This is a genomic window from Mesorhizobium sp. AR07, assembly GCF_024746815.1.
In the GTDB taxonomy this organism is placed as follows: Bacteria; Pseudomonadota; Alphaproteobacteria; order Rhizobiales; family Rhizobiaceae; genus Mesorhizobium.
In genome coordinates this window covers 4,624,978-4,642,555 of the sequence record NZ_CP080525.1, presented here as the reverse complement: position 1 = coordinate 4,642,555, position 17,578 = coordinate 4,624,978, and the positions used below count along the sequence as shown (strand labels likewise).

The following is a 17,578-nucleotide window of genomic DNA, read 5'->3' as shown; positions in this document are numbered from 1 at the left end:
GGTCATGCGGCGCTTGGCGGGGGTATAGAGCGAAGACGGCGGCTTGATACCAGGAGAAAAGGGGCGCTGCTCAATTGGCGTCGAGAAACGCGACATAGTGGGGAAGAACCGAATGGCCGACCAGCTGGCAACGGATATCATCGCGAAGATCAAGGCTCATGCCGAGCCGGGCGGCGAAGAAATCACCACCAACACCGAATTGACCTCGCTTGGTATCCATTCGCTCGAGCTGACGGAGATCATCTTCGATCTCGAGGAAGAATATGGCATCGAGATCGAGATGAACACGGTCGATGCCTGGAGCAATCTGAAGAATGTCGGCGATATGGTCGAAGCTGTTCGCGCGCTGATCGCGAAAAAAGCCTGACCTGAATGCGGCAGCGCGTCGTCATCACCGGCATGGGCGGCATTTGCGGGCTCGGCACCAACGCGCCCGCGATCTGGAACGAGATGCGCGCCGGCCGCTCGGCCATAGGCCAGATCACCAGTCCGCAGCTGCATGACCTGAAGGTCAAGGTCGGCTGCGAAATCAAGACGCTTCCCGATCACGGCATCGACCGCAAGCAATTGGTGTCGATGGACCGCTTCAGCCTGCTGGCGACCATCGCGGCGCGGGAGGCCATGCAGCACTCCGGCCTGGTCTCGGACGAAGCCTCCACCTACCGGATGGGCACCGTCGTCGGCGTCGGTGTCTGCGGCTGGGAAGCGATCGAGGAAAACTATCGCGCCATCCTGATCGAGGGCAAGAACCGCGCCGGTATCTTCACCGTGCCGAAGGTGATGCCCAGTGCGGCCTCCGGCCATGTCAGCATGAATCTCGGCCTGCGCGGGCCGGTCTTCGGCGTCACCTCGGCCTGCTCGTCATCCAACCACGCCATCGCCTCGGCGGTCGACCAGATCAGGCTCGGCCGCGCCGACGTCATGGTCGCCGGCGGCACCGATGCGCCGCTGGTCTGGGGTATCCTGAAGGGCTGGGAAGCGTTGCGGGTATTGGCGCCAGACACCTGCCGGCCATTCTCGGCCGATCGCCAAGGCCTGTCGCTCGGTGAAGGCGCCGGGATGGCGGTGCTGGAAAGCTACGAGCATGCCATGGCGCGGGGCGCCACCATCCTTGCGGAAGTTGCCGGTGCCGGCCTTTCCGCCGACGCGTCCGACATCGTCGCGCCGACCATCGAAGGACCGACGGCCGCGATGCGCGCCTGCCTGGCCGATGCCGGGTTCAATCCCGAGGATGTCGACTATCTCAATGCCCATGGCACCGGCACCAAGGCCAACGACCAGATCGAGACGGCGGCGATCAAGCGCGTCTTCGGCGACCACGCCTACAAGCTGTCGGTGTCGTCGACCAAATCGATGCATGCCCACTGCCTTGGCGCATCGGGCGCGCTGGAGATGATCGCCTGCGTGATGGCGATCCGGGAAGGCATCGTGCCGCCGACGGCCAATTTTCGTGAAGCCGACCCCGATTGCGACCTCGACGTCACGCCGAATGTGGCACGTGAACGCAAGGTGCGCGCCGCCATCAGCAATGGCTTCGCGTTCGGCGGCACCAATGCGGTGCTGGCCTTCAAGGCGGTTTAGTCCCGAGCGGCGGTTACCACCTGCCCCGGGCGGTTCTGGCGGGCCATCCGATTCCGTTGATTGTCCGTGCACGGCGAAACTTGTCAGCGCCATATTGATCAGCATCGGCCGCGCGCCTAATCCTTTGTGGACCCGCCAAACCCCGCGCTTTTCGGCGCGAATCCCCATTCAGGAGTTTTCCATGGCCGATCTGTCCGCCTTTCCGATCGCAACGCGCTGGCCGGCCAGGCATCCCGACCAGATCCAGCTTTATTCGGCTCCAACGCCGAACGGGGTGAAGGTTTCGATCGCCCTGGAAGAACTCGGCCTGCCCTACGAGCCGCATCCCGTCAACATCAGCAAGAACGAGAGCTGGACGCCGGAGTTCCTGTCGCTCAATCCCAACGGCAAGATACCGGCAATCATCGATCCGAACGGTCCGGACGGCAAGCCGATCGGCCTGTTCGAATCCGGGGCCATCCTGCTCTACCTCGCCGAAAAGACCGGCCTGCTCATGCCCGTGGACGCGGCGCGGCGCTACGAGACGATCCAGTGGGTGTTCTTCCAGATGGCCTCGGTCGGGCCGATGTTCGGCCAGCTCGGCTTTTTCCACAAATTCGCCGGCCGCGAGATCGCCGACAAGCGGCCGCTGGAGCGTTATCGCGATGAATCGCGGCGGCTGATCGGTGTGCTCGACGGCAGGTTGAAGGGCCGCAAGTGGATCATGGGCAATGACTACACCATCGCCGACATCTCGCTGCTCGGCTGGGTGCGCAACCTGATCGGCTTCTACGAGGCGCGCGAACTCGTCGGCTTCGATGATTTCGCCAATGTGGGAGCGTGGCTGGAACGTGGTCTGGCGCGGCCGGCGGTGCAGAAGGGCCTGACCATTCCGGCGAGGGGCTGAGTTAAAACCGGCAGTGCATGTCGCCCAAAAGTGGCCCGGTTTTGGGGGAACGACATGCAAAAAGGATTAAAGTCCTCGACAGACGCGGGCTACTTGGCCTTCGCCTTGGCTTTCGAACCGCCTTTGCCCATGACCGAGGCTGCAAGCGATACAGTTCCCCTGGCCGCGACGACGACGGCGCCTGCAGCGACATTGGCGGCCGCCTTGACGGTGCGCATGGCGCTGCCCGCCAACGAGTTGTCGGCGTTGACCGGCTTTCTGGCTTTTGCGGCTTTCGGCTCGGCTTTCGCCGTTGCCGGCACCACTTTCTTCGGCGCCGCCTTGCCGAAGGCCGGCTTGGCGTCCTTTGAACGCTCGGCGATTGCCGGACCAGCGCCTGTCTTCGCTTGGGTTGCCTTGCCCTTGACGGGCGTGGGCTTTCTTGCCTTTTGTGCCATCGGACGGAATCCCTCTTCTGGCAGAATTGCCTTGTCGGGGATAACGACCTGAAAGTCTTAAGGTTCCCCTTGGAGAATCCTTAGAATCAAGCGGAATCCCCGATCACCAGATCGGCGGCCCGGCGGCGGGCAAGCACGCGGTCGATGTTGGGCATGTCGTTGGAGGCGATCCAGGCGCGCGCATCCGCGTCTGGGCGGCCATGCCCATGCCAGCGCTCGAGCAGCCGGCGCTCGAGTTCATCGCGCGGCACGTCGACGAAGATCGAGAAATCGAACAGCGGCGCCAGCCGCGACCAAGGTTCCTCGTCGAGCAGCAGGTAATTGCCCTCGACCAAAATGAATTTGGTCTCGGCGGCGACGATCGAGGCGGCGGCGCGCGACAGTTCCATGCCGCGGTCGAAGACCGGGATGGCGATGTCGGGTTCACCGGCCCGGATGCGCTTCAACAGGATTTCGAAGCCGGCGAAGTCGAAGGTTTCCGGCGCACCCTTGCGCGCGCGCAGGCCGCGCCGCTCCAGCACGACGTCGTCATAATGGAAGCCGTCCATCGGCACGACTTCCGCCGCACCTTCCGGCAGCAGGTCATGCAGGCCAGCCGACAGTGTCGACTTTCCGGCGCCCGGCGGGCCGGCAATGGCGACAATGAAACGCGGCGCCTTGCCCGCTCGCTTGAAGATGGTGGCGGCGAGATGGGCGATTTCGGACATGAGAGCCTCACTTGCCTGAATGATCAGCGGATAATTCGCACCGCATCTTGTCGGCAGTTGGCCGAAATTTCAAACCGCGATTTGCACAATCGGGGGCGACCAGTTGTCGAAGTTGGCGCCTGCAAGTGTGAATGGCAAATTGGAGCGATGCCCAGGGAACCGTCCGTTCAGGCCGGCACCGGCTCGCCAATACGCAAGAAATCGCTGTCGAAGGGGACCTCCCATGTCGAGCCGCCGGCTGCCAGCCGCATGCGGCCGCTCACCGTCGTCACCTCCTGTGGCGGCTCGCCGCCGGTCAGGGGCATCGCGCCGATGACATGGCGAAAGGAGAAGCCGTGGTCTTCGCCGAGCGCAAAGGCGGTCACTACCCCTTCGCGCTTCAGCCAGTTGTCACCGATCGACGCTGCATGACCGACGGAAGCGCGGCCGTCCTCGATGCCGAGTACGCCGCGGTGGCGGCCGCTCCAGGGCGCATAGTCGCGCCCGGCATTGCTGAGCCACAGCATGGTGATCGGCAGTTCGGCCGGGTTCTTCAGCACCAGCACCAGATCGTCTTCGGCCTGGCGCGCCAGTGCCGTCCAGCCCGGCCCGCCATGATCCGCCTCGACCAGCGTGATAAAATCCTCGCGATGGTCACCCATGCGATAGTCCGTCAGGTCGAGCGTGCCGCCGCCGGCGGCGGGAAAACGGGTGAGATCGGTGGACCGCGCCGGATAGGCCAGCAGGAAGCGGCCGCGTGCGGGATCAGGTTCCAGCGGATCGTCCAGCGTCGCGGCAAACCGCTTCGGCGAAAAGGCCAGCCGGCCGCCGCCCGTCATCGCCGTCATCGGGTGATGGGCGACCGAGATCGCGCCATGGCCGCCGGAAAACACATGTTCCTGGTAGAGGAAGGGATGATCGTTGCGCAGGGTGAGGATCTTGTCGACCGTCGCGCCCATCACCGTGTGCCGCAAACGGAAGACCGCTTGCCAGCCATCTCCCGTCGCCTTGCTGTCGACCACATCCCAGGCGCTGTTGGCCGGCCAGCCATGCAGCGGCGCGTCCTCGACATCGCTGCGCGAGAACGGCGCGCAGAGGAAGTCGCCGGACAGGCGTACGGTGCCCTCGGGCAGATCTTTCGGCAGCGTCTCGCGCGCCTCGTCGATCCAGGGTGCGCGGTGCAGCGGCCTCAGCTGGCGCCCGCCGCCGTCGACGACCATGTCGGCGAGATGGCCGACCGTGAGATCGAGCGAAACCGAAATGCCTTTGGCCTTGATGGTGATCGTATTCATTGCGCACCTGTTGATTCTTGTGGTGCGAACAAACCTGCTCCGTGAAGGTTGCGCAAGCATCGCGATCGGCATTTTGCATCGGGCAGAGCGGGAAGGAAGAGTGAGGTGGAAGAGGTCAATCGTTGACAGTCGGCGCCGCCCCTCACCTGCCTGTCGGCACCTTTACCCCGTATAGTGACGGGGAGAAGGGATCTGGCCGCAACGTTGGCGCTCTTTCTGCAACGCTGATGATTGGCGAAACCGTTGACGAAAGCGTCCCCTCTCCCCGTCACTATACGGGGAGAGGGTGCCGACAGGCAGGTGAGGGGCGGCGCAAACGCCGGGCGAGGCAAATCTCTACCTGACCTACTGCCGCTTGTATTCCCGCACCGGCGATTTGGTATCATCGGTGTAGGTGACCAAGCCGCCAGATGCCACGCCCCTTCCCACAGGAAACACGACTTTGGCAAGAAGAGACAGGAAACGGGCGATTTCACGGCGGGGACAAGCTTGACTTCCTCGCCCCCGCCAAGGGCGGGGGAGAGGTGGCTCGGCGAAGCCGAGACGGAGAGGGGGTATTCGTAGAATGTTGTCGGGACAGATGATCCGAGACTTTTCGTTCGCCGAATGGCGCCTTATGAAGCCCCCTCTCCGTCCGCTTCGCGGCCACCTCTCCCCCACTTTGTGGGGGCGAGGAACCAAGTCCTGCACTGCACGACAATCCTGGGTATGACCCCCATTAACCAAATGGACGCAGCTGGCGGGTTACGTTAGCTTCGCCTCATCTCAGCAACAGCATCGCCAGAACAGTCTTGCCCTTGTCCAACCCGCGTTCCCTTCCGCTCATCCAGAGACTTTTCGTGGCCCTTGGCCTGTTGCTGCTGGTTGCCGGCTGTACGACCACGACGCCGCCCGATGCCGTGCTGGCGGTGCCGGCGCCGCCGCAGAAATACGCGGCGATCGTCGTTGACGCCAAGAGCGGCAAGACGCTGTTCGAGGTGAACTCGACGGCGCAGCGCTATCCGGCGTCGCTGACCAAGATGATGACGCTGTATCTGCTGTTCGAGGCGATGGACTCCGGCCGCGTCACCAAGCAAACGCAGATCCCGGTGTCGGATCATGCCGCATCGCAGCCGCCGACCAAGATGCGGTTCCGGCGCGGCGAGACCATCGACGTCGATTCGGCGATCCGCGCCATCGTCGTCAGGTCGGCCAATGACGTGGCGGTGGCGGTTGGCGAATATCTCGGCGGCTCAGAGGAGCAGTTTGCCGGCATGATGACCGCCAAGGCGCGCCAGCTCGGCATGATGAGCACCGTGTTCCGCAACGCGTCCGGCCTGCCCGACGACGACCAGCACACCTCGGCGCGCGACATGGCGGTGCTCGGCATGGCGCTGCATTCCCGCTTCCCGCAGCATTTCCACTATTTCTCCGAAAGCGATTTCATGTTTCGCGGCAGACTGGTGCGCGGCCACAACGACATGCTCGGCCGCGTGCGCGGCGTAAACGGCATCAAGACCGGCTACATCAGGGCTTCCGGCTTCAACATCGTCACCTCCTACGACGCCGACGGCCGCCAGCTGGTGGTGGTGGTGATGGGCGCCGACAGCGCCCGCCAGCGCAACGACCATGTCGAGGCGCTGATCCAGCGCAGCCTGTCGCCGACGATGGATGCCACCAAGACAAGACTGATGTTCGCGCAGCAGCAGTGAGGCCAACGGCTGGGGCTTCGAACGATGACCGGTGAAGACCCGGTTCGCTCTCATGCGGACCGAGAGGCCCAGTTTGGGTCGCTTGCGGTAACGGACCGCATGGCTTGCCGATTGGCGCAAACACCCCTCACTTCGTCATCCACGGGCGGAGTAAGGAGCGAAGCGACGCAGACCCGAGGATGATGAAGTTGGGCAGCTTCGGCCAATCTCGGATGTGATTTATGGTCCGCCGCGATGAGCTTGCGAACCGCTGCTAGAGCCCGCCCTCGGCATCGATCGCGCTGCGCATCGATCAAAAAGACTTGTATTGCTGCGAAATTCGTCGCGATGCTGGCGATCTTGCGGCATAGGCGTAGAAGCGTCACAGCAGGAGCCCGCACCATGAGCACCGTCCCCAAGGCGCCCGAGCAGGCGGCAGACAACCAGAACGACAGCGGCGGCGAATATTTCGAGGCGCCGACCATCGGCCAGAACGAGGCCGATCAAAGCTCGGACGAGCACCTCGAAACGCCCGACGTGCCGGACTCGGAACCATCCGGCCCGGGCGCCCACCGCGGCAAGGCCAAGAAAAAACCATCGGCGATATCAGGCCGGAAATTCCGCAAGCGCGACCTGGTTCGCATCGACACGCTGCGCCCGAGCCTCTCCGACCGCATCCGCGCCGATCATCCGGACCTGCCGCCCGGCGCCCGCATCACCCGCGCGGAGCTCGGCCGCTACCGCATGCGCTACATGGAGGAGCTGCTCCAGCAGGAGCACGGCGAATTCTCCGAGCTCGACCGGCAGGTGGTCGAAAGCATCGCCAGACAAGACACCATTTCCGAAAACAGCGAGGAGGAGTTCGAGGAGCACCGAACGTTTGCCGACCGCGTCTCCGACAACATGGCTTCCTTCGGCGGCAGCTGGTGGTTCCTGATCTCGTTCGGCAGCGTGCTGCTGGTGTGGATCGGCATCAATCTCATCGAGGGCACGGTGAGCGCCTTCGACCCCTACCCCTTCATCCTGCTCAACCTGCTGCTCTCCTGCATCGCCGCCATCCAGGCGCCGATCATCATGATGAGCCAGAGGCGGCAGGAGTCCAAGGACCGCCTGCGCTCCTTCAACGACTACCGGGTCAACCTCAAGGCCGAGCTCGAAGTGCGGCACCTGCATGAGAAGCTCGACTACCTCATCTCGCGCCAATGGACGCGGCTGGCCGAAATGCAGCAAATGCAGCTCGACGCCATGCACGAGCTGACCGGCGCCAAGAAGCCGAAGCGGGCGCCGCGCAAGGCGAGGGCGGTGAAGAGTGAGGCGGCACAGTGAGAGGTGAGAGTGGCAGCGGACGAAAAGCCAACAGCTTGGCTTTTCGAACGACGAATGGTGAAGAGCCCGGTCCGCCCTCGGGCGGATTAAAAGGTCCAGTGGACCTTTTAAAGGGGCTGACCGCCCGAAGGGCAGGGAGCCTGCGAAGGGCCGGACGCGGCGCGAACCTCATGGTCGGGAGCCTGGACGCACCGAGCCAAGTCGCTGCGCCAATCACCAATTGGCCGTTGAAGCCCGCGCCGGCTTCCGCTAAGAAGCCGTGGCTGGCCGGTTCACCGGCTGGTTCGTTTTCCGGATCGCCGATCCTGAAGGCACCCGTAGCTCAGCTGGATAGAGCGCTGCCCTCCGAAGGCAGAGGTCACAGGTTCGAATCCTGTCGGGTGCGCCAATTTTCTTATGTATTACAATGAGTTAGACGACCGCGGGTGGGATACATTTACGCGAGGCAAGGAACCCGTAAGCAGTGGAGCATGCTTTGCCACTAGCTGGCTGACGCCAATTGGTGCAATTTGCGTTGGATTCATTCATTTTCTGCCGAAGCGATGCGTCCGATGATCCAGCGGAACGGGTGGGCGTTGCTCTCGAAGGCAGCACTCAGTCCGTTCGGTTCACTGTGGGTTTTGACCGATATGCGACGCACCCAGCCATTCAGGTGGCCAGAGCTGCTTCTTCAAAGCTGCCGTTCATGAAGGAAGGCATTTTACTTACGCACGCATAGGAATGCGCTCAACATCGTCTGATCGAAATGCTCGAGGCATTCGACCACTTCCTCGCGATCCAGGATCAGGAGACCTACCGCGCCGCCTTCACTTCGATTGCTCGTATCTCGCTGAACGTGGCGTAAAAGACTAAAGGACGGACAGAAGTCCGACGATGTCATTCCGTTCGACCCGATGCGCATTAGCGGCCGAGGGAACCAGCCCGGCTTGCGCGGCCTCGCGCGCATCGGTCGGGCTGATGCCGAACTCTCGCCGGAATGTACGACTAAACTGGGAATGGTCCGGCATCCCCAATTCATCGGCGATCTCGACAATCGGTTTCCTGTTGAATGGATCGCTCAGCTGCGCAAAGCTCTCCAGCAGGCGCAGGCGCTGTATGTATCGTGCCACGCCGCCTTCGGCTTCCAGCAAGCGGTAGACATTCGATCTGGACATTCCCAGTTCCCGGCACAACGCGTTTGGTCCGAGACGAGGCGAGTGCAAGTTCCGCAACACAAAACGCCGCGCCTTGTCCTTGAGGCTTGCACCTATTTGACCGCGTGCCTCGGCTATCCGATCAGCGGACGGCTCTACGCACGCGGCTACCATGGCGGCAATAGCCTGCGACAGATGACGGGTGTCTTCGTCCGTCAAGTTCGGCAGCTGGCGTTCCAGCAGCCGCATATAATCCGCCAGCATGCCTCCAAGGGGCGTGCTTATGGCTCGTCCTCGTGCCGCATCAAGGGCCGGTGCCATCGCGCCGAATTTGTCTCGCGCTATGCAAAATCGGGCTTCGACTTTTCCCTGAAGCGGTCAACACCCCGAACTGCTGACGGGAAACACCGGGCTGAACACGTCAGTCGTCCAGGATGCTTTTCCAGGGCGCGTGATTTGATCCCACACCCAGTTGGCGATCACCGCACGCGCGCCGTCAGGCGGATCTAGTGAAACCCAGGTCATCACGGATTACCGTCATCGGACCGATGGGCAGCACCTCTGCCTGGGCCAGGTTGAGTTTCACGAAGTCGATCTTGTTTTTCCAGACCGTACGAAGAAAGTCCTCGAACGCATTGATGGTTAGTTGCTCGCCGGGGCAGCGCCGGTAGCCGAAACCAAAAGGAGCAAAACCCGCGTGGTCGCACACCGGCAGGGGTTTGCCATCGGCAACGCCAAAGACGGTTCCGAACGCGCTGTTGTGCATTGATGCCTTCCGGCCGTCCTTCACCTCGAAGCTGGTTCTTTCGAAGGGACACCGGGCCATCCCTATCCGCTCGATATGCTTTTCGTCGACCTGTGCGCTCGTCGGGACGTGCTCGTAGCGTGACGGATCGAACTCTTCCGGATTCTTCCAGTGAACCGGGTCGAGACTGGTCGAGGTGTGAGGGCTGATGATGTAGCCGGACCGCTCGAACGCAGGCGGGGAGGTTTCCTGCAATGACGAGATGCTGCCGCTGTTCGGCGAGATGGTGCGGAAAAGCTCCATGACGAAACGCTCGAGTGGGCTGAACGAGGATTCGCCGGCGCTATCGAAGCTGCTCTGCATCGTCTTCGCAAACGACTCCCGTGTGTCCGGGTCGTCGGTCGCCGTGCCGAGCTTCAGCATCATGTTGTAGAGCGAGTTGCCCCACTGGCTGAACGCCACGAAGTTGTGAAAGCACTCAAAGACCACGTCCTTGTGAGCGAAATTGTCGTCACCTTCGCCGTTCTTGAGCCAGTACCAGGCAAATGTCTTGCGTGGATGAGGCGTCTTTCCCGTCTCAAGATCGGCAAGCCGCTCCCCAATCCATGACTTCAGGAAATCGAGGTTGTCCCGGACGATCATGTAGTTTTCGTAGACGATGCGTTGGGTCGGATCGAGATAGGCGAGAACCGTGTTGAAGCTCATGCCGATTTTGTGCACCTCCGGGGGTATCGCATCGCCGCTGACTCCGAGGTGCAGGTCCCAGTACATGTCCCAGAACGTATCGAGGTACAGGCGCATCAACGGCTTGCCGGCATTGCCCTTCGACAGCAGGCCTTCAAAGAACGCGGTCACCTTGTCGCTGTACATCTCCCGATAGAGATCCGGTGTGACGGCGCTCATGTAGATGCGCTTGCGGCGATTGTCTGGGCCACGCTTGTCCAAACCCTGAAGAAAGACGGTTACGCCTTTCTCCGGAGCGGGCCGCCAACTCTCGCTGATCAGGCCCCACAGATATGTGGGAAGGGCATTTTCCTTGCTCAGCGCCTCATCGATCATGGGCAGCATCGCACGCTCCCCCTGGTAGACGCTGACCAGGAAGAAGGGAAGAATTGCGTTTTCTACATAAGCGGGATCGAAGCCCTGAGAAAACCGGCTTCGAAGCTGGGCGGCCGAGTTTTCAAGGTCGGTGACCGTTAGCGGCCGGCGGTCGGCGGTGGCCGCATGTGAAAAGACGGGGTCTACAGATAGCCCGGTGACGGCAGCCGCGCTTCCGGTCAGAAATGTGCGTCTTTTCATTCGGTGGCTCCCTTTGAGAGAAGGTTTCGAAGAAGCATATTTCCCATCGCAGGATGTCGAAAGTGATGGAACTCGAGATTGGCGGGCGATTAATCATCAATCTGATAAAAATGGACCCTGCGCACAGAGTTGGGATAAATTGGACAGAGCGCGGAAATTACTGAACTTCGCTCTCAAAGGTTTAGTCGGAATAGCCCATTGGAGGGCGCGGCGATTACCCGGCGGCCTTGTTTGCTCCAACGAGTTCGCTCGCGCGTGCCTACAGTTGGCGGCCGAGTGGATAGTTGCTGGCCAGAAGGCTGCTCAACGAAGGTGTGTTGTCGCCGGGCCGCTCCGCCAAAGGCGGATGCTTGATGCCCAGCCAGCCGGCTTCGCGTGCCTCTTTGGGGGAGATTCCAAACTCTCTCCTGAATGTTCGGCTGTATGTGGAGGGGTCTACAAAGCCCCATTCCTCCGCGATGCTGGAGATCGGGCGTCCGTCCGTGCTGTCCCCCAGAACATCCCTTGTCTTCAGCAACCTTTGGCGCCGGATGTAGTGCGAGACGCCTCCAGCCGGTTCGAAGATCCGATAAAGGCGGGAGCGTGAGATGCTGAGTTCCTGGCAGAGCTTTTCCGGCGTCAGGTCTCGATCGGCAAGCCTGGCGGCAATGAGCCTGTTCGCGCGGGCCATGATGACGGCATCGATCGGTTCCTGGGCCTCGAAAAAGTGATCCCGGGATGGGGAGATGCACGCGGCGAGCAGGCTGGTGGTCGCTGCCGCAATATACGGAACATCGTTCTCCGTGCGGTTTGGAAGCGAATGATAAAGCAGCAGGATGTAATCCGCGACGAACGCCGCCATCTCCTGGCGGATGTCCAGCGTGAAGGGCTGCGAGAACGCGAAGTCTCGCGGAAGGAACAGGCAAATCACGCCATCATCCTCGCCCTGACCCTGATGCGGCATCGCCAGGCACTGCCAGCGCAACGGTCCTATCCGGGGCTGCCCGCCGTCTGAAGGGATTGTCTGCGGCACGCACAGAAGCCAATGATCGAAGACCGGATTCTTCTTGCTGCTCCAGCGGCGATGATAGCCGGTTCCGGGATATTCGATGCAGGCCAGCACGAGGCCGCCCAGCTGCCACACCCGCTCGCGCGCGGCGAACGAACCGAACTTGTCTCGAAGCAATTCGATGTCGGCAATGCTGGAGTGCCAGCTTCGATAAAGGTCGAACTGTTCAGCGGGCGGCGCCGACGAGGTGTCGATGTCGACGACGCATCTCAGAGGCTCTGTGGTTCCAATCTTGGCGCTTGCGCTGATAACTCGTGCCTTGTCCTGCATGAGGCAACTCATCGCTTGGAAGAAAGTGACAACCCCAGGGAATTGTTGATGAGAAGGGTGCCCAGGGTGCCGACACCATCGATCGGCTGATCGATGCTCAGCCAGGTGGAGTGCTTGACGCCTTGCCATCCGAGTTCGCGCGCCTCCTTGGGAGACACGCCGAACTCCAATTTGAACATCCGGCTATAGGTGGAAGGATCGGCGAAGCCCCACGCCTCGGCAATGCTGGAGATCGTTCGCCTGTCCGAACTGTTGGCCAGGGCATCGCGTGTCTTGAGCAGTCGCTTGCGGCGCACATAATTGGCCACTCCGCCCGCCGGCTCGAAAATCCGATAGAGACGCGACCGTGAGATGCCGGCCGCACGGCAGAGCTTGGCGGGCGTCAAATCGGGGTCGGTCAATCTTTCCACAATGGTTTTGGCGATACGCGCGGTGGTAACGGCGTCCACGGGTCCTTGCGCGGCTGCGAGATGATCCTTTGAGGGCATCAGTGCCGCGGCGAAGAGATTGGCGGTCGCCGTGACGATGTGCGGCAGATCTCCTTCCCTCAGATCGGGGAGAGAGCGGTAGAGCAGGATCGCGTAGTGGGCCAGGAAGGTCAACGTCGCGTCGCTTGCTTCGATTTTTGACGAGCGGGTCGCCGGCCACGTGCGCGGCAGGAAGAGCCTGATGAACAGGTCATCATGGGTCACCGCGACATCGGGCAGTGCCAGGCACCTCAGGCGAGGCTTTCCAAGGGCCATCTTGCCGCCACGGGATCGTGAAAACGGCACGGACAGGACCCAATGATCCAGCAGCGGCCGCTTCCGATGCTCCCATCGAATGTCGTAGCCGAAACCGGGAAACTTGATTGTGCCGAGTGCCAGATCTCCCAACTGCCACACCTGATGACGGGCCGGGAACAGGGACTGTTCGGCATGAAGAAGCTGCATTTCGGCAACCCCGGCGTACCAGGTCCGGAAGAAATCGAACTGTTCGGCGGGAGGCACCGACGAGGTGTTCTGGTCGATCGCGCATCTCAGAGGCTCATCAGCATAGGGATCGCTGGGAATGCCGGCTGCACTTACTCTTGCGTCCATGACAAACTCCTGTCCCGCCGTCGCCAGGGGAGGCCCATGGCGAGCGACCACCGCCTCTCGCGCTTCCAGCCATCTGTCGGGGGGCGTTTCGGCTCCCACCGACTTCCAGCCTCGGGAGTCGAGCGTTGTGTAGTCAGGATGATGCCGGCGCTCCGAGCACGTGGGCGGGAGCGGCATGGCGGCTGCGCTTATAGAGGCTGATCGAACACCATTCTGCTCTCCTGCATTTCGGCCGAACACCGGCTCCCGACATCCGCGGATTAGCGGCGGTCCTGCGGCGGCAACGACGCCGCATCACCAGAATCTCCTGAGGGCGAACCAATCTCTATCCACTTTCCGACACGACGGAGTGGCTGTCGGATAGCGTTGAAGCCGTGATGCGTTTCGTCGCCTTCTTCCTGCGGATCATGGCGCAGACGGTGTCGGCATGGTCACGGGACCACCTGTCCCCATGCCTGTGACGATTATCGCGAGGCGCGCGACCGAAATTCAAGATTCGATCGCTGCCAGGCAGATCCTCCCACCCGCCGCTTCAACGTCGGCGGGATCGCTGGCGATCCGCCATCGTCCTCGCCTTCTCGCAGCCCCCAAACATCAACCCTTGGAATGCCCGATCAATGCAGCGGGGACAGGCCGCGTTACGTGCGAATCCTCCCCACGCCAGCAGGTTCGACGACATCCATCAAATCTTGCGGCCCGTGCCCCCAAATGCGCCGCCGCGTCTCGCTGGGCGAGCATCCGAAGAGCGCCGAATAGGCCCCGGCGAAGCGGCCCAGGTGCCAGAAGCTGAAGCTCATGGCGATATCGGTGATCGAGAGGCGATCGCCCTCCGTCAGGATGAGGCCGTGCGCCGCTCGTAACCGCCGCTCCCGCTCATAGGCGCGAGGATTGACCCCCAGGCGTTCCTGAAACGCGCGCTCCAACGTTCGCTCGCCGACGCCCAGTATCCCGCAGACGGCGCTGACCGAAACCGGACCGTGCGGTTTCGTCTCGAGGATGGCGAGAGTGGCATCAACGATATCGCGTCGATCGCCGGAACCGAGGCTGCGGGCGGGCGGCCCCTCCGTGCGGGAGAGCACCTGCGCGAGCGCGGCGCCCGCCTCGCTCGCCGCAACCGCCAGGCCGGCACTAAGGTCGTAGTTACGCCGTGCGGCAGCCTCCGCGTACCCGACGGTCCGCAGCAGCTTCCGTTGAAGCTCCAGTTCGGTTGCCGGGGCGAAGCGCTGTTCGTGCACCCCAGGCATCAGCCAGTTCAGCCGGTCGAGTTGGGAAGCGGATGTCGTACGCAAAGAATCGAGCGCGGACCCACGCAGGCCGATCCGCATGAGGCGATAGCTACCGGGCATCTCCAGGTTGAATTCCGTTCCCGGGCCGATGACCCGCAATCGCGGTACTTCACTCCGTTGCCCGTTGAAGGTGGTGCCTTCACCCCAAAGGAACACCGCCGTCAGCGCGTTGTCATTGATCGCCCCCGACATCGCGATGCCACCTTTGTCCTGCAAGTCGAGGACGAAGGCGTCGCCATAGTCGATGGTCGCCAGGCGCGATGCATGGCGCTGTGCTCCGATCTGCTGGATATGGAATTCGGCATCGGGATCGGACTCGCGGGTGCGGGCCACGACGGAGTTGTATTTACGCGCGTACCAGTTCGGTGCCTCCAACATCCATGGTCTCCACAACTATCGTCCGAACTGGGAGATACCGGACGCAATCGCTTTTGCCCAATTCGGCCTTCAGTTTGTCTCGTCATTTGCCGGCCGGGCCTACTTCGCGCAACAGGTCGATTTCCCGCGATAGCAAACAAATCATCAACCGTTCGTCGCAGGTGAGGTCAAATCAAGGTTGCGACATATAACGCCAAATCACGTGACTGATGGCGGGGCGCAACCAGCCGGATTGATCGGACGGCCGCGTTGCAACGGTCCGGGCCGGGACCAGCGTCCCCGCCAGCCAGATCATTCGCGATACGTGGCTCACTTTGTGAAGCTCTACGTGACCTCGGCCAAGGTGCTGCCCATCAGTCTTCTGACAGTGGTCCGTGATGATCTGGGAGTCATGAGACGCGCGACAGCCCGGGTGCATTGGTTGTCGAGTGCGTTTTGAGACAGATACGCCACGCGTTGGACAGATGTTCTGGACGGACGGGCCGACATCGGCGCCGAAACGGCAGCGGGCGTAGGGGAGCCCGCTGCCGCCAGGAGCGAACACCACGACTGACTGATGTGTTCGGCTCCTTGTTCCCCGCAACGGCTTGGCGGCAGACCTCGCTGCGAGGAGGGTCGTTAGCTGAAAGCGCCGCACACCCCGTGAGTACGCCAGCGATGCCTCAGCGTTTTGAAGCAGCCCCCCGAAAGCCATGCGTGGTCTCGGGGGGACGCTATCAGCCCTTGCTGACCGGTAGAGCGACGAAGCGGTTGGCGTCGTCACGGGTGATCTGCATAAGCACAGCCTTGCGTCCTGCCTTGGCGGCATCCGACATGGCCTTGGTGACGTCGCCGGCGGTGCTCACCTTGGCCGCGTTGATCGTGGTGATGACGTCGCCGGGCTGGATGCCACGGTCCGCCGCGTCGCTGCTGGGATCGACATCGGTGACGACCAGTCCTTTGCCTTTGTCCGACTTGGTGACGGTCAGCCCGAGATCGGCCAATGCGTCGGTCTTGGCGGGCGCGGCCTGCTTACCGTCATCGCTTGAGCCCTGCTTGTCGCCGGAGGGCAGCGTACCCAGATCGACCTTGATCGTCTGGCTCTTGCCGCCGCGCCAGACGGTGACGTCGACCGATTTGCCTGGCGCATAGGCGCCGATCGTGCGGGCGAGTTCCTTCGGCGAGTCGACGTCCTTGCCGTTGACCTGCATAATGACGTCACCGGCGACGATGCCGGCCTTCCTGCCGGGACCAGCGTCCTGGGCGTTCGAAACCAGCGTGCCCTTGTCCGATTTCAGGCCGAGCGAGTCGGCGATGTCGGCGGTAACCGGCTGGATTTCAACGCCGAGCCAGCCGCGCTTGATGGAACCGTCCTTCATAAGGTCCTCAACGACTTGCTTGGCGGTTGACGCCGGAATGTCGAAGCCAATGCCGACACTGCCACCCGATGGTGAGAAGATGGCTGTATTGACGCCGATCACCTCACCGTTGAGGTTGAAGGTTGGGCCGCCCGAATTGCCGTGATTGACCGGAGCATCGATCTGGATGAAATCGTCATATGGGCCAGCGCCGATGTCTCGGCCGCGAGCCGAGACAATGCCGGAAGTAACGGTGCCGCCAAGGCCAAACGGATTGCCGACGGCCACCACCCAGTCACCGATGCGAACCTTGGAATCGTCGGCGAAGTCGACATAGGTGAACTTGTCGCCGCCGTCGACCTTCAGCACCGCAAGGTCGGTGCGTGGGTCGGTGCCGACCAGCTTGGCGTCGAGCTCCTTGCCGTCGCTGGTGACAACCGTGAAGGACGAGCCTTCCGAGACGACGTGATTGTTGGTGACGAGGTAGCCGTCCTCGGAGATGAAGAAGCCCGAACCTTGCGCGACCGGGCGCGGCTTGCGATCGCCATTTTTGAAGCTGCGTTGTTGCGGGTTGTCGGGGAGGTTGTCGAAGCCATCCTGGTCGTCGGAGCCTTCATCGGCCGCAGGCTGGATCGTCGACTTGACTTTGACGCTGACGACCGCGGGCGAGACGCGTTCGACGATATCGGCAAAGCCTGTCGACTGCGGCGCCTGGACATGCACGGCATCCGCCAGAACGGGAACCGTTCCCGAGAAAACTGCAGTGACACCGACAGCGCCGACGACTGCCAGTGACGCCACGGCCGCTGTCAGGCGCCGACGTGTGCTGGAATATGAATTGTGGGCGATATTCATGAGTTGGGGTCCTCTTGGAAGGATGCGCTCCAGATGAGCGTCCTGGACAGGAGGACTAGAGGGGCCCACATTACGGCGCCATTTCCATTGCATGAAAGTTTTGTCATTTTCCAAAAAAAATTAAGATAAAATATCAATAAAGACGCTATCGTCTTCCTTCTAAGAAAGGTTGCAAAATTGTAACTTGAAGAAAAGCGTAGCACTGAATTACGAGATATCGAAAACGAAGGTCGTTCGATGTCCCGAGAATCTAAACCAAAAGAGTTGCAT

14 protein-coding genes and 1 tRNA gene are annotated in these 17,578 nt (G+C 61.9%); 6 read left to right on the top strand and 9 right to left on the bottom strand.

Annotated elements, in window-relative coordinates:
- Positions 1 to 112: 112 nt before the first annotated feature.
- The 3 genes from BPNPMPFG_RS23435 (at position 113) to BPNPMPFG_RS23425 (ending at position 2,467) form a co-directional block, all read left to right on the top strand.
- Positions 113 to 367 (top strand): acyl carrier protein, encoded by a 255-nt coding sequence (locus BPNPMPFG_RS23435; protein ID WP_023760236.1) that lies wholly within the window; start codon positions 113 to 115, stop codon positions 365 to 367.
- Between the two features lie 5 nt (positions 368 to 372).
- Positions 373 to 1,581: a beta-ketoacyl-[acyl-carrier-protein] synthase family protein gene (locus BPNPMPFG_RS23430; protein ID WP_258591014.1), complete on the top strand. Its 1,209-nt coding sequence runs from the start codon at positions 373 to 375 to the stop codon at positions 1,579 to 1,581.
- Between the two features lie 181 nt (positions 1,582 to 1,762).
- Positions 1,763 to 2,467, top strand: coding sequence for a glutathione S-transferase family protein (locus BPNPMPFG_RS23425; RefSeq protein WP_258591013.1), 705 nt, complete (start codon positions 1,763 to 1,765; stop codon positions 2,465 to 2,467).
- A gap of 89 nt (positions 2,468 to 2,556) precedes the next feature.
- On the opposite strand, the gene BPNPMPFG_RS23420 is transcribed toward BPNPMPFG_RS23425, so the two are convergent.
- From BPNPMPFG_RS23420 to BPNPMPFG_RS23410, 3 genes are all read right to left on the bottom strand, one after another.
- The gene (locus tag BPNPMPFG_RS23420) at positions 2,557 to 2,904 is read right to left on the bottom strand and encodes a hypothetical protein (RefSeq protein ID WP_258591012.1); all 348 of its coding nucleotides are present in this window, start codon (positions 2,902 to 2,904) and stop codon (positions 2,557 to 2,559) included.
- Between the two features lie 86 nt (positions 2,905 to 2,990).
- Complete coding sequence (locus tag BPNPMPFG_RS23415) at positions 2,991 to 3,611, bottom strand: nucleoside triphosphate hydrolase (protein ID WP_258591011.1); 621 nt, start codon at positions 3,609 to 3,611, stop codon at positions 2,991 to 2,993.
- Between the two features lie 167 nt (positions 3,612 to 3,778).
- Positions 3,779 to 4,882: a hypothetical protein gene (locus BPNPMPFG_RS23410; protein WP_258591010.1), complete on the bottom strand. Its 1,104-nt coding sequence runs from the start codon at positions 4,880 to 4,882 to the stop codon at positions 3,779 to 3,781.
- Between the two features lie 797 nt (positions 4,883 to 5,679).
- Here BPNPMPFG_RS23410 and BPNPMPFG_RS23405 point away from each other — a divergent pair.
- The 3 genes from BPNPMPFG_RS23405 to BPNPMPFG_RS23395 all read left to right on the top strand — a co-directional run bounded on the left by BPNPMPFG_RS23405 (position 5,680) and on the right by BPNPMPFG_RS23395 (position 8,266).
- A complete protein-coding gene (locus BPNPMPFG_RS23405; RefSeq protein ID WP_258591009.1) occupies positions 5,680 to 6,573 on the top strand; it encodes a D-alanyl-D-alanine carboxypeptidase family protein in 894 nt (297 codons plus the stop codon).
- Positions 6,574 to 6,954: 381 nt separating this feature from the next.
- Positions 6,955 to 7,878 carry a DUF1003 domain-containing protein gene (locus tag BPNPMPFG_RS23400; RefSeq protein WP_258591008.1) on the top strand — a complete coding sequence of 308 codons (924 nt, stop codon included), beginning with the start codon at positions 6,955 to 6,957 and terminating at the stop codon, positions 7,876 to 7,878.
- A gap of 311 nt (positions 7,879 to 8,189) precedes the next feature.
- A tRNA-Arg gene (locus BPNPMPFG_RS23395) sits at positions 8,190 to 8,266 on the top strand.
- 460 nt (positions 8,267 to 8,726) lie between these two features.
- Here the strand turns inward: BPNPMPFG_RS23395 and BPNPMPFG_RS23390 are convergent.
- The 6 genes from BPNPMPFG_RS23390 to BPNPMPFG_RS23365 all read right to left on the bottom strand — a co-directional run bounded on the left by BPNPMPFG_RS23390 (position 8,727) and on the right by BPNPMPFG_RS23365 (position 17,308).
- Entirely contained in the window at positions 8,727 to 9,275 is a 549-nt protein-coding gene (locus BPNPMPFG_RS23390) for a helix-turn-helix domain-containing protein (RefSeq protein WP_258591007.1), read from the bottom strand.
- Between the two features lie 232 nt (positions 9,276 to 9,507).
- A complete protein-coding gene (locus BPNPMPFG_RS23385) occupies positions 9,508 to 11,055 on the bottom strand; it encodes a hypothetical protein (protein ID WP_258591006.1) in 1,548 nt (515 codons plus the stop codon).
- Positions 11,056 to 11,314: 259 nt separating this feature from the next.
- Positions 11,315 to 12,373 (bottom strand): helix-turn-helix domain-containing protein, encoded by a 1,059-nt coding sequence (locus BPNPMPFG_RS23380; RefSeq protein WP_258591005.1) that lies wholly within the window; start codon positions 12,371 to 12,373, stop codon positions 11,315 to 11,317.
- An 8-nt stretch (positions 12,374 to 12,381) separates the two neighbouring features.
- Positions 12,382 to 13,452, bottom strand: coding sequence for a helix-turn-helix domain-containing protein (locus BPNPMPFG_RS23375; protein WP_258591004.1), 1,071 nt, complete (start codon positions 13,450 to 13,452; stop codon positions 12,382 to 12,384).
- 638 nt (positions 13,453 to 14,090) lie between these two features.
- Positions 14,091 to 15,116: a helix-turn-helix domain-containing protein gene (locus BPNPMPFG_RS23370; protein ID WP_258591003.1), complete on the bottom strand. Its 1,026-nt coding sequence runs from the start codon at positions 15,114 to 15,116 to the stop codon at positions 14,091 to 14,093.
- A gap of 716 nt (positions 15,117 to 15,832) precedes the next feature.
- Positions 15,833 to 17,308, bottom strand: coding sequence for a Do family serine endopeptidase (locus BPNPMPFG_RS23365; protein ID WP_258591002.1), 1,476 nt, complete (start codon positions 17,306 to 17,308; stop codon positions 15,833 to 15,835).
- Between the last annotated feature and the right edge of the window lie 270 nt (positions 17,309 to 17,578).

What these genes read in the sequence shown, in the direction of transcription:
- BPNPMPFG_RS23435 (WP_023760236.1), top strand. Translation starts at nt 113, where the DNA reads ATGGCCGACCAGCTGGCAACGGATATCATCGCGAAGATCAAGGCTCAT.
- BPNPMPFG_RS23430 (WP_258591014.1), top strand. Translation starts at nt 373, where the DNA reads ATGCGGCAGCGCGTCGTCATCACCGGCATGGGCGGCATTTGCGGGCTC.
- BPNPMPFG_RS23425 (WP_258591013.1), top strand. Translation starts at nt 1,763, where the DNA reads ATGGCCGATCTGTCCGCCTTTCCGATCGCAACGCGCTGGCCGGCCAGG.
- BPNPMPFG_RS23420 (WP_258591012.1), bottom strand. Translation starts at nt 2,904, where the DNA reads ATGGCACAAAAGGCAAGAAAGCCCACGCCCGTCAAGGGCAAGGCAACC.
- BPNPMPFG_RS23415 (WP_258591011.1), bottom strand. Translation starts at nt 3,611, where the DNA reads ATGTCCGAAATCGCCCATCTCGCCGCCACCATCTTCAAGCGAGCGGGC.
- BPNPMPFG_RS23410 (WP_258591010.1), bottom strand. Translation starts at nt 4,882, where the DNA reads ATGAATACGATCACCATCAAGGCCAAAGGCATTTCGGTTTCGCTCGAT.
- BPNPMPFG_RS23400 (WP_258591008.1), top strand. Translation starts at nt 6,955, where the DNA reads ATGAGCACCGTCCCCAAGGCGCCCGAGCAGGCGGCAGACAACCAGAAC.
- BPNPMPFG_RS23390 (WP_258591007.1), bottom strand. Translation starts at nt 9,275, where the DNA reads ATGCTGGCGGATTATATGCGGCTGCTGGAACGCCAGCTGCCGAACTTG.
- BPNPMPFG_RS23385 (WP_258591006.1), bottom strand. Translation starts at nt 11,055, where the DNA reads ATGAAAAGACGCACATTTCTGACCGGAAGCGCGGCTGCCGTCACCGGG.
- BPNPMPFG_RS23380 (WP_258591005.1), bottom strand. Translation starts at nt 12,373, where the DNA reads ATGCAGGACAAGGCACGAGTTATCAGCGCAAGCGCCAAGATTGGAACC.
- BPNPMPFG_RS23375 (WP_258591004.1), bottom strand. Translation starts at nt 13,452, where the DNA reads ATGGACGCAAGAGTAAGTGCAGCCGGCATTCCCAGCGATCCCTATGCT.
- BPNPMPFG_RS23370 (WP_258591003.1), bottom strand. Translation starts at nt 15,116, where the DNA reads ATGTTGGAGGCACCGAACTGGTACGCGCGTAAATACAACTCCGTCGTG.
- BPNPMPFG_RS23365 (WP_258591002.1), bottom strand. Translation starts at nt 17,308, where the DNA reads ATGAATATCGCCCACAATTCATATTCCAGCACACGTCGGCGCCTGACA.